At 63.2% G+C, this 11,572-nt stretch carries 6 protein-coding genes; all 6 read right to left on the reverse strand.

Annotated elements, in window-relative coordinates:
* Positions 1–79: 79 nt before the first annotated feature.
* Positions 80–283: a CsbD family protein gene (locus EN932_RS03430; protein WP_013533227.1), complete on the reverse strand. Its 204-nt coding sequence runs from the start codon at positions 281–283 to the stop codon at positions 80–82.
* 150 nt (positions 284–433) lie between these two features.
* A complete protein-coding gene (locus EN932_RS03435; protein WP_013533228.1) occupies positions 434–1,042 on the reverse strand; it encodes a hypothetical protein in 609 nt (202 codons plus the stop codon).
* A 12-nt stretch (positions 1,043–1,054) separates the two neighbouring features.
* Positions 1,055–2,050, reverse strand: coding sequence for an OmpA family protein (locus EN932_RS03440; RefSeq protein ID WP_245460885.1), 996 nt, complete (start codon positions 2,048–2,050; stop codon positions 1,055–1,057).
* Positions 2,031–2,555, reverse strand: a complete 525-nt coding sequence (locus EN932_RS03445; RefSeq protein WP_013533230.1) for a hypothetical protein — start codon at positions 2,553–2,555, stop codon at positions 2,031–2,033. The genes EN932_RS03440 and EN932_RS03445 overlap by 20 nt, the downstream gene beginning before the upstream one ends.
* A gap of 32 nt (positions 2,556–2,587) precedes the next feature.
* Positions 2,588–9,919 carry a hypothetical protein gene (locus tag EN932_RS03450; protein WP_127384538.1) on the reverse strand — a complete coding sequence of 2,444 codons (7,332 nt, stop codon included), beginning with the start codon at positions 9,917–9,919 and terminating at the stop codon, positions 2,588–2,590.
* Positions 9,920–10,065: 146 nt separating this feature from the next.
* A complete protein-coding gene (locus tag EN932_RS03455; RefSeq protein ID WP_164753428.1) occupies positions 10,066–11,361 on the reverse strand; it encodes an isoprenylcysteine carboxylmethyltransferase family protein in 1,296 nt (431 codons plus the stop codon).
* Between the last annotated feature and the right edge of the window lie 211 nt (positions 11,362–11,572).

Here is an 11,572-nt window from a genome sequence, read left to right on the forward strand (position 1 = left end):
ACGACAAGGCTCAGCGCCCGCATGGTCCTGCCGGACTGTTGGGCCGCGTCCTGGAATGGCCACAGCCGGGCTCACATGCCTACCAACCCTGCCGCCCGTACCAATCGTCGACATCGCGCCGCACGCGGTCCTTTTCGATGCCGTAACGCTCCTGGATCTTGCCTTCGAGTTGATCGCGCTTGCCGGCGATGCGGTCAAGGTCGTCATCGGTGAGTTTGCCCCACTGCTCCTTGACCTTGCCTTTCACCTGTTTCCAGTTTCCTTCCACGCGGTTCCAGTCCATGACACCGTTCTCCCTGTTTTGGAAAGGTCCGGAATAGGAAACGCAATCCAGTCAAGGATGTTCCTGGAAACAGCCAACGCGCTGCCCGATGCCGAATCGGTTGCCAGAGTTATCGCCCCTTGCGGTCCCCGGAAAGCGATGGGTCGCTGCTCATTGCCCAGCAAGCTTGCAGTTGCTGGGATAGGTTTCGATGGTGATGGCATCGCCCGCCGGGGTTTTCGCGTTCCTATAGCTGCGTCTGATCTCGACGTTCACGTCCGGCACCGTCGGCTCGTTTCCCGGAAAGAGACCAACCGACACGCTTGCGTGGACGGCAATCGGAGACGTGCTCATTGCCACCTTGGGCGCGCAGCCGAGCAGCGCAAGGGCCTGCGCATCCGCATCATCCTTGAGCTCCGGCTGCAGTGAATTCTCCACGCACGCCATGAGCGCCGCCGGGTCGGGCATCACTGAAGATGTTTCGCCTGAACCGTATATGGAGGTTGCCGTCACATCGGTCCCGTCGACGACGCCGGTCGTCAGGGTTTGCGCGGCGGGCAAAGTGAATGTGATATGTTCCGACGTCAGCGCCAGGTCGCCGCTGGCCCCGCCGGGATATGAAAGGGCGAGCGGTGCGGTCCAGCCCACGACCAACTTGTCTTCGCGCGCGCAGTCGATGGTGATGGATGCGGCGTCGGCGATGCGGGAAGCGCAGGCCAGCGCCATGAGCGCGCACAGCCCGGTGTGGCCAAATCTTTTGAAGTCGTGCACAGGCTTCATGATCCGAACCGGCTATTGCACGACAAGCTCGACGCGGCGGTTCTTGGCGCGCCCTTCGTCGGTGTCGTTGGATTCGATCGGGCGTGACAGGCCCGCCCCTTCGAATGAGAGCCGGGCGGGATCGATGCCGTAGCCGCCCACCAAGGCCGCGGACACATTGGCGGCGCGGCGGGTAGAGAGATCGAGATTATAGGCGGCGCTGCCCGCATTGTCGGTATGGCCAATGATCTTGAGGCGCAGCGCCGGCTTGTCGGTCAGCACCTTGGCGATCTCGTCCAAAGCCGGCTTCGATTCCGGCTTCACGGCGTCCTGGTTGTAATCGAACAGGATGCCATAAAGATTGACGCTGCCTTGCGAAGCGAGTGAATCCGACAGATCCTCGGGAGCCGCCGTCGCCACCTTTGCGGGATCCATGCCCTTGGCTTCCAGCACGCGCACGAAGACGACGGCCCTGTCCTTGTCCTCGCCGGCCATGGCGCTCACATAGATGGCACCTTCCGGCCGCTCGAGCTTGGCCAGGAGGTAGCGGACATGGTCGGCATAGGCGGTCGATATGCCATTGGTCGGATCGAGCTGTTCGCCCAGCAGGTAGAGGTCGCGCAGATTGCCGACCAGGCACTCCTGATCGGCGCAGGAGAAAAGGATGCTGAAGCCTTTCGCCTTGAGATCGGCCTCATAGCTGCTCGCGACCTCCAGCGAAGAACTGCCGGGCGGCAATTCATAGCGCAACTCGCTGGCTCTTCCCTGCTGCTTGAGCCATTCCGGCCCCGACCTGTCCTTCATGGCATTGCGCTCCAGCAGCGCGCCATAATCATGCGGTGACTGCAGGAACACCAACTCATCGAAATCCTTCGCCTTGCAATAGGCGATCGTCGCGCCCTGGAAACGTCCGACGAACGGATTGTCGGTGCAGCCTTCGGCATCTTCGGCCTGCGCCAGCAAAGAGGAGAGCGCCAGGCCAAGAGCCGTCAGGCCTATCCGAAGAATTCTAGTCCGGTACACATTCATCTCCTTCGACATGCTGGCCTTGTCGGCACGGCACGCACCGGCCGTTCTCCAAGTGATCATTGTGCGAGCAGGTCTGCTCCTCCTCTTGCTCCACAGGGGGGAACTCGCTCTCGCGGCATTTGCCGCGGCGGAACTCCGTGCCTTCCGGGCAACCTCTCGCCTGGTTCTTCTTGCCCCTTCGGTCGCGCACGCATTCACCGTCCTGCCGATGGAAGCCGTCGGGGCATTCAAACCTTCTCTTCTTGCCTCTTCGGTCGCGCACACATTCGCCGTCTTCCTTGCGAAAGCCGTCCGGGCATCCGAACCTTATCTTTATCTCGAAGGCGAGCATCTGCGGCGCCTGATCGAGCTTGCCGTTTTTGCTTTCCGCTTTCTGGACGGAGCAAGGCGCTTCATAGCAGACGTCGGTCAGCGGGGCTCCGGCATGGAGTTCAGTGGGGTGAAAGATCGAAACACCCGCCATGGCCACCATGCCCGCCAGTGTCGCGAAGAACGAGGGTTTCACGGATGCAATCTCCCGATGTCATTTCACTTGGCTCAATTGACGCGATCGATGCACTGGCCACTGGATTCCCTCGTGCCGGTCGGACACACGCAGCCGGACGACGTGCTGACCTGGTCGCCTCTGCATTGCTGTTGTTGCGGTTGCGGTTGCGGTTGCGGTTGTGGTTGTGGTTGTGGTTGTGGCGCGGGGTTGTCGTTCGGGCACTTGCTATACCGGCCATAGACGACCGTGCCGTCCGGACAGGTCTTCTTGCGGACAGGCCTGGTGCCCTGATCCGGCTGTTGTGGCTGCTGATTCTGGTCGCGGATCATGCGGCACCTGCCGCGCCCAAATTGATATCCCTCCGGGCAGCAGTTCGGATAGACCCCGACGGGCCGGTTGGCGGGACAAGATTGCTGTTCCTGCTGTTGATCGCGCATCGGACGGCACTTTCCGCGTCCAAACTGGTAGCCCTCTGGGCAGCAATTCGGATAGGCCCCGACAGGGCGGTCAGCGGGACAGAACCGTTGCCTTGCGCGATCGACGCAGACGCCGGTCGCGGCATCAAGCACCTGGCTCCGGCGGCACTTTACCTGGGCCGGCTGCGGGGAGCGGCATTTGCCATTGCGGTACTCGGTCCCTTGCGGACAGCAATTGGGATAGGCACCAACCGGCCGATCCGCGGGACAGATTCCTGGCTGCTGCTTGATCCTGTTGAGCACGCAGGCATTGCCCTCGGCATGGCTGCCGCGTTTGCAGGCGATGCACCGTCCGGTCCTTGCATCCTTCACAAGGCCGCTGCCGCACTTGACCTCTATGGGTGCCGTCTTCTGAGAACGGCATTTGCCATTACGATATTCCGTACCTTGCGGACAGCAATTGGGGTACGCCCCCATCGGCCGATCGGCGGGGCAGACCCTGGCCTGCACCTGCGGAGCCTGCTTGATCAAGCCAATTCCGCCGCTTCCTGGGCCGGCGGCCTCGCAGGCCTTGCCGGTCCATTTGGTGTTGGCGGGGCAGGCGCACAGGCCATTGCCGGCGAGGATCATGCCGAACTTGCAGGTGGCGGACGGGACGGCGAGGACCGGCGCCGCCTCGGGCGTGATCGGCTTCGAGGTGGAAGCGCCGCCGGTTCCGCTGCAGCTCTTGCCATCCCATCTGGTGTTGGGCGGACAGGCACAGATGCCATTGGCGAGCACCATGCCGCCTTGACAGGTCTGCACGGGCGGGATCAGGGAAACCGTCTTGCAGGACTGATCATTGATGCCGGGCGTTCCGTCCGAGACGTCGGCGCAATTCGAGAACCGGGCTGCCGAGGCATCGCTCGGCAGGCGCACGACCATGTTGAAGTTGCGCGGACCGAACTCGCTGCCTTCGGGGGCATCGAGATCGAGGCGCACGGGGCCGGGCGATGTGCAGGAGAACGGGATCTGCGTCGGCTGCGTCGCGCAGGGCAGTGGCGGCGTGATCGAGACGATCTGCGCCGAGGCAAGCCCCGTCAGTTTGTCGGAAATGGTGACCGGCGCGTTGTGGTCGATCGGCCCCGGATTGAACAGCCTGAGGGCGAAGTGGCAATCGCCGCCCAGGGTGCAGGATTGATCGCCGGTCTTGGTGACCTTGACGCTGAAGGGGTCGAGCTTGACCGACGCGCAGCCTTCATTGTCATTCGGATTGCTGTCAACCGGCGGTACTGTCGCGCATAAGGTGAGCGTATCGTTCTTCTTCCATGTCGCCCCGGCGATCACCACGGCATCGGCATCGAGGAATGTTTCCGGGGGCATCGACACGGCGCTCTGACACGCGACAGTCTGGGTGTCGCCATCCTTCTTGCTGCAGGCGCCGGTGCCTTTTACTGTGAGACCGGCATTGATGAACTGAACGATGCCATTCCGGACCTTGGCGTTGAATGGCGGCGGGCCGACGACCGTATCCGACCCATTGCTCTTCACGCTGACTCTGAAGCGGCACACTTCGTTGATGCCACACTCGCCAACGCCGTTCGGTTTGCCGTTGGGAGGGAGGACCTCGACCATCAGATTAGCGCCCTTATGCACCTCGTCCTTGATGGTGACGCAGCGGCCGGCGAAATCCCTGTCGAACGGACTGGGCTTGGCGTTGGCGGCCGGATTATAGTCGATGCAGTTCGTGTAGGTCGGAGAAACCCTCGAGGTTTTGACCAGCACCCGGCCGCTGAGCGTTTCGCCGGGTTTTAGAACATTCGTGCCCTTGTTGGTCGAGATGCATCCGACGGTGCCATTGGTGGTCGAGCACGCGAAGTCGCCATCGACGGTCTCGATCGTGGTGTCGGTGATGGGCTTGAAATCCTCCTTGATGACAAAGGGGCCGGAAGCAGCGTCAGTTCCGACATTCTTCAGCAAAATTCCGAAGGCGCAACTCGGCACGCAAGAGGTGGCCGCGGTGAATTTCTGGGCCCTGAGCAGCGGGCCTTTGACCAGCGGAATGCTGGCGCATGTCTGTTCGCCGCCCGCGAACGAAGCGCAGGTCTTGATCGCAGTCGCATTCGTTCCGCTGCCGGGCTTGAACGTCATCGACACGGGCACAGTCTTGCCGGGCGGAATTTTCGCCGTCACCGCGGAGGTGCAGGTTACGTCATTGCCGTCCTTCTTGCAGGAGATCGGCGCGGTCACACCGGGGACACTTGCTGCCTCGCCGCCGCCCTCCATCGCGATGTTGGGAAAGGCGCTGCCGTCCGGCTGCGAGAGATGGACGGTGAAGGAGAGCGGCCCATTGAACTCCGCCGCGTCGGCGGGATTGCTGACTGATGTCGTGAAGACGCATCCGCCGCCTATGTCCGAGCATTGCGCCACCGCCGGATTGTGCGCCAGCGCGAGGTTCTTGGGCTGTTCGGGCTGCGGCGCGGGCTGCAGCAGCCGGGCGGTGGCGCAGGACGGTGCAGCCGCGCCTTTCAGCGTGGCGCAGTTCTTCATTTCCTTGACCGCGCCGATGCCCTTGCCCAGATCGGCGGTGAGGGTGATGCTGACGGAGCTTTTCGCCGCGAGCGTGACCGCCGGGTTGGAGCAGATGAAACCCTGCCCCTGCCTGGCGCAGTTGAATTTGGGATCGGAGGCGGCCGAGACGGTGGCGCTGTTGAAGACGGCGCCGTCGCCGGTCACGTCGTCGGTGAACTCGACCGGTCCCTTGACCTCGGCATCGCTTGTGTTGGAAATCGTGACGTTGAAAACGCAGCGGTTTTCGACGCAGGTGGTGAATGTCTTCACCAGGCTGAGCGGCCCCGCGGTCGAGGCTTGCGGATCGACCTGGCCGCCGCCGCCCGGCGGATTGACCTCCTCGATGTTGACCACAGCGCATTGTTCCGGTGCCGGCTCCCGCACCTTGCCACCGCCACCGACGCCATCGCCCTCGTCCGCGCCGCCGGCATCGGCTCCGCCCGCGCCGGCATTCCCGTTGGCGGCGAGCTGGGCTTTGCAGGCATCGAGTTTTTTCTGCAATGCCTGCTTGAGCACATTGCCGGTCAGCGGGTTTATCTGACAAAAGGAGAACACGCCTGTAACCGTCGCCGTCTTCAGGGCGTCTTTGCAGTTCAGGGCCTTCATTTGATCGTTGATGGCGACCACGTCGTTGGCAACAGCGGGGCAAGCCGGTCTTGCGTCACTCTCGGCGACGCATTGCTTAAGCCTGTCGGCTCGTGCCTTTTCCTCCGCCTCAAACGCGGGATCAACCGTGCTGGCGCGTGACATGCAGAAATCGATGTGCTTCTGCACATCGGCCGACCAGCGGGGTTCGGGTCCCTTCATCCGGCACTTTTTCTCGCGGACTAAACTTGCCACCGTAGTCGCGCGGACGGCATATTTTTCACAAAATTTGCTGCTTTTGCACTGCCACCGGTTGCCCATACTCGTAAAGGTGCCGCGGGCACCCGCTCGATTGACCTGATTTCCGGTCGCGCTGCCGTCGGGATTGATCGTGCCCTCATAGTGGCCGGTGTCGCCATGTGCTGCCTTCCAAGCCACATCGAATTCGAATGTGTTTCCGACCACTCTCCCGTTGGTGACCTTGCCGAAGAACGCGCCGCCGCCATCATTCGGAAAATAAAAGACGTCGCCGACGACTTTACCACCACCAACCACACCTCTCTGGTCAGGATCGATCTGCATATGAGTGAAATGGAGTTCCAGGCCGTTGTTCTGCCGCATGGCGAAGGCGTTGTCCTGCAACTGCCATTGGGTGCATTCTTTCGTAACGCTCGACACGCCGCCGATATTGCCGCCGGGATTGTCGATGAAATGCAGAAGGCCCTTGCCCTCGGCGAGCGATGCTGATCGGAAGGCCGCATAAGTAATCAGCGGGCGCCGGCTCATCGGTACCGTAAGCTCGGCCTTCTTCTGCGGCACCGCGGCCGGGGACGTCATCGCGCAATTCTTCACCGTCCTGGTGCCGGCTGGCAGTTCGAGGTCGAAGCGCAGCGAAACGCTTCTTGATTCCTTCGGCCCGAGCGCCGTGGCCGCATTGCCGAACGAACATTTGACCGGCGGGCCACCCTTCTCGCAGGCGAAGGGTGGGGGCAGAGCATCGTCGGAAAGCTTGGCGCCCGCGACATCGATCGTGTCGGTGAAGGGTATGGGACCGGGCACCGGCGCATCGGTGGTGTTGGTGAGCGTGATCTCGAAGGTGCACGGTCCTTTGAGCGGGCAGCTTGCCGGGCCTTTCTTCGAAATCACCACCGGCCCGGTCTGCACCGGCATGTCCGGATCGAGCGGCAAGGTGGCGCAGGCCGGCGCCGCCGGCTGTCCGCCGGCGTCTCCGTCCGGCGGGTTGCCGCCCGCCTCTGGCGCGCCAGGCTCTGGCAGCTTGTTGTTGAGGGGTTCGTCGAAGGCAATCGCGGCCGTCGCCTCGCCGGCCAGCGGTCCAAAGGTGACAGCGGCCTTGCTCTGCACGAAATCGGCTTCGCCACCTTCGGTCGTGTCGATGGTAAAGGCGATCTTCATGGAGCGGCTTTCGCCGGGAGCCAAGGTGAGCTCCGGCTGTTGGCAATCGAGCTCCCGCCCATCGGGCTTGCATTGCAGGCCGGCCGGCACATTCAGGCTGGTAGGGGAATTCTTCGCCTGGCTCTGAGTTCCGACCGACAGGGTCTGTATGACCCGGAAGGGTCCAGTGACTGCATTGGCGCTGGTGTTGGTGACCTTGACCTCGAACTCGCAGGTCCCAGCCTTGGGCGAGCAGCTCGCCGGCACGCCCGAGGCCTGCACCGCAAGACCGTTCGCGTTGCTGGCCGTCGGCGGCGGCAGCGCGGCCGGCTGTTGATTGTTCGCTTTCTGCTGATTGCCTGGAGGCGGCGTCCCGCCGGCGAGGACCGCGCAATTCCTGACCTCTTTCGTTTCCGGCGGGGTATTCGGCGCGAAGACAAGGCGCATATCGAGCTTGCCGTTGGCGGGCACCGGCCCCGGATGCGTACAGGTGAAGGGCGCCGCCTTGCTGCATTGCCAAGGTGCGTTGGGTTCGCCGGTCAGCGTCGCCTGGGGCGCCTCGATCTGCTCGTTGATCGTGATGGGACCTGGAACTTCTGGCCCGTCGTTGCTGACTTCGATGTTGAAGGCGCACCCGCCCTTGGGGGAGCATTTCGGCACGGTGCCCGTCTTGGTCAGCGTGAGCTTGCCGCGGGTCTGGCCGCCGTCACCTTCAACATCGGGAAAGCCGGTCCCGCCGCCGCCGCCGTCGACATCCGGAAAGCCGGTCCCGCCGCCGCCGTCAACGCCTGGAAAGCCGGGCTGGCCGCCGCCGCCCTCGACACCGGGAAAGCCAGGTTGGCCGCCTCCCGGTATACCGGGAAACTGTTCGTCCGAGGCTACGGCTGGGAATCCGCTGCCGCCTTCGCATTGCGAGAGAACGGCAACGCCGCCGGCATGGCCGCGCGCCGCCGCATCATCCTGAGCCGGATCAAGGGCAACGAAGGCAGTTGGAACGTCTGCGCCGGCAGCAGCCTGAAACTGGCTTGCCGCACCAATCTGCAGACCATGGACAGGCTTTTGCCGATCCAGGACATCGCCGGAAGCAAGCAGCGTTCCGCCGCAGGCGGTGAGGTCGAGGCTGCCGTCGGGCTTGTAGGCATATTGCAGCGCCACGCCGCCGCTGGCATCGCGCCGCTCGATGGACTGACCAACAGGATAGGTGAGCGTATCCAGTTGCCAGGCCGATGCTGTTTGCGGATCGTCCGGGGCTTCGGGCGCATAGCGGATCACATCGGTGGGGCCGCCACTGACAAGTGCCGCAAAATCACCTGCATTCTGCACCGCATTGCGCAGCGCCAGGACCATGTCGCCGCTGTTGTCGAAGACTATCGCCGTGACCGTGCCGGGCTGCGAGGCGTCGACGCCGACCTCGATGCGGGCATCCGGCATGAAGGAGCCATCCTCGGCGAGGCCGACGGACCAGATTTCAGGACCTTCCGCGACAGCGTAATAGAGCCGCTTCCCGTGCACCGCCATGCCGTCGATCCGGCGCGCATTCTGCGTAAAACCCCAGGTCGACGGATTGGCCGCGTCGAAGTCCGGAGACGTGACGTCGAGCTGCTTTGCATCATCGGCGACGGCCTCCTTGCCCGCCAGCGGCCCGCCCTGCAGTCCATGATCGAACTGGCCGGCATCGGTGCCGGCAGTCGGGCCCTTGAGCTGATGAACTAGCCCGGTGTCAAGGTCGGAAACATAGAGCGAACGGCTCGCGGGATCGAAGGCAAGGCCGCCGATGCCGGGCCCGCTGTTGATCGCGCCTTCCTTGGAGAGCTCCGCATAGAGGCTGGCCTCGCCCGTCGCGCTGTCTATCTTCCAGATCGCCCCGGCGCCGCCAAAGGGGGCCTTGCCGAACAGACCCTCCATGAACTGGGCGCCGGGAGCCCCTCTCGTCAGCCGGTCGGGCTGTCCGTCGCCGTCCTTGTCGGGGCCGACAATATAGAGGCCAAAGGCGGACGTGGCTGCCGCATAGAGGCCGGGCGTGCCGCGCTCGTCGGCCGGGAGCGTGTCGAAAACCAGCCCGAATACATGGCCGATATCCCCGGCCTTGAAGTCCTTGCGCAGAGGCAGATTAAGCTGCTGGCCGGCCAGCGGCGCGGCAACGAGGCTTCCGTCATAGATGCGCAGCGTGACCCCGTCGGGATCGATGACGGTCTTGGAGAGGGGATCCACGCCTGGCGGCAGCCCCTCGACCTGAAGCCTGACCCCGGCAAAGCCGGAGGCCGCGATATCGCCCGGCTTCAAAACATTCTGCGTCTGGGTGTCCTCGGCCGTCTGGGTGTCCTCGGCACGAGAGGCGGGGGGCATCGACAGCAATGCCACTGTGCCGACAAGCGATGCAATCGCCAGCCAAAACCCAAGGATGAGGAAGGAGCGCGCGAAAGGTAATGCTTTCGGCATTGCCGAGACCCCGACTTAGCGACTGTCCTTGCTCTTCCGGATCAACCGCGAGGAGTGTCGCCTCTCCCCCGCAAGGCACGGCATCGATCCAGAGCCGAGCTGAAAAATGCCGTTAAAAGCCAGGGTCGCCTAGTCATCATATGATGCTAAAATGAGCGCGAGGCAGGGGGCTGCACCAACTTCAGCACGCGGGCCACGAGGCCATGCTCGGCGATAAAGGCCTGGTAGTCCCGATAGATCGGGTCGGCGCTCAAATGCCGTTCCTCGGTCCTGGCGCGCAGGTAATAGACAAGATTGGCGGCGCCCAGCATCAGGCAGGATTGAACCGCCGTGAGCCAGCCCGCACCAGCGACGAACGGCACCGAGATCAGCCACCAGCAAAGATTCTTGCTCAGATAGGCCGGATGTTTCACCCAGCGATAGGGGCCGTTGGTGATGATTCCACGATGGGTGAGGTTGGAGAATCGCAGGCCGAAGGCCGCCGTCGACCAGACATAGATGAAAACCAAGAGCAGAATGGCGCTGCCCCATAGTACATAGAGCCAGGGATAGGGCGCCAGGACCTTGTCCCAATGGAGCTCGTCCAGTTCATATTGAATGTAGTGCCCCTGCGCGTCCACAAACGGCCGGTAGCAGATGAGGCAGATGGCCCAACCACCAATCGTCGGCTCGGTGCTCCTTATGTGACTGTCGATCACCCGCAACGTCAGCGTATAGGCAATCACCGCCAAGAGCACATCCAGAAGGTAGAAGACATCGATGAGCCGGGCGAAGACATCCCGGAAGTCCCACTGCGGGAACAGCGGCGCCGACCACAGCGCGCCGAGATCGTTATTGGCATAGACGAACATCAAGGGCAGGAAGAAAGCCTTCACGAGCCAACCCCGCGCGTGGGCGGCCAGCATGCTCCAGTTCGCCGGACGGTTCCCGGCGAGCAGCAGAGGAAGCTGCGCGTAGGCATCGAAGGGATCGCGCTGCCGGCGGTCGACATGGAGAATGTAGAAAGGCGAAGCGACAATGAGGCCCGGCAGCAGATACAGAGCGGCGTCCTTGAACGGCTGATAGAAGGCGTCGCCATATTCCGGCAGGAGGGCGTATAGCCCCGCAATGCACCCAATGGTCATCCAGAAGCCGACGAGCTTGTGAACAAGCCGCAGCGGATCGACAGGCCGGATCGCGTCCCGCGCCAGTTCCGTGGTGGGATTGAGCTGGACACGGTGGACGAGCAAGTCCACGGCCAGCATGACGGCGGCCGACAAGACCAACACGGCGAGCGTCTTGAGATGGGCAGCTTCAGTCCAGTCGCGCAAAAGCCATACGTTTGCGAGGGCCATGAGCACGCCTGCCATACCGGTCCATTGGCCGCTGGCCGAGCCGGGACATGCCGGGACCGGGGCGGCAGGGTTCTTTTCGCCGCCTTGGGCATGGACACTCTGGTCCACTGGAACATCCATACACGTCTGCCGCCGGACGTCCATTCGATCAAGTCCTGCCGAGCTGACTGAGCTGGATTATCCGCCGCCCAATCCACCCGATGTGCCGCCGCTGGTGTTGCCGGACGTACCACCGCTGGTGTTGCCGGACGTGCCACCACTGGTGTTGCCGGACGTGCCACCACTGGTGTTGCCGGACGTACCACCACTGGTGTTGCCG

This window comes from Mesorhizobium sp. M7A.F.Ca.US.002.01.1.1 (assembly GCF_004022955.1).
GTDB classification, from domain to species: Bacteria; Pseudomonadota; Alphaproteobacteria; order Rhizobiales; family Rhizobiaceae; genus Mesorhizobium; species Mesorhizobium ciceri.

Bases quoted from the DNA above. Each gene is read 5' to 3' on its own strand.
- EN932_RS03430 (WP_013533227.1), bottom strand. From the start codon at position 283: ATGGACTGGAACCGCGTGGAAGGAAACTGGAAACAGGTGAAAGGCAAG.
- EN932_RS03435 (WP_013533228.1), bottom strand. From the start codon at position 1,042: ATGAAGCCTGTGCACGACTTCAAAAGATTTGGCCACACCGGGCTGTGC.
- EN932_RS03450 (WP_127384538.1), bottom strand. From the start codon at position 9,919: ATGCCGAAAGCATTACCTTTCGCGCGCTCCTTCCTCATCCTTGGGTTT.
- EN932_RS03440 (WP_245460885.1), bottom strand. From the start codon at position 2,050: ATGAATGTGTACCGGACTAGAATTCTTCGGATAGGCCTGACGGCTCTT.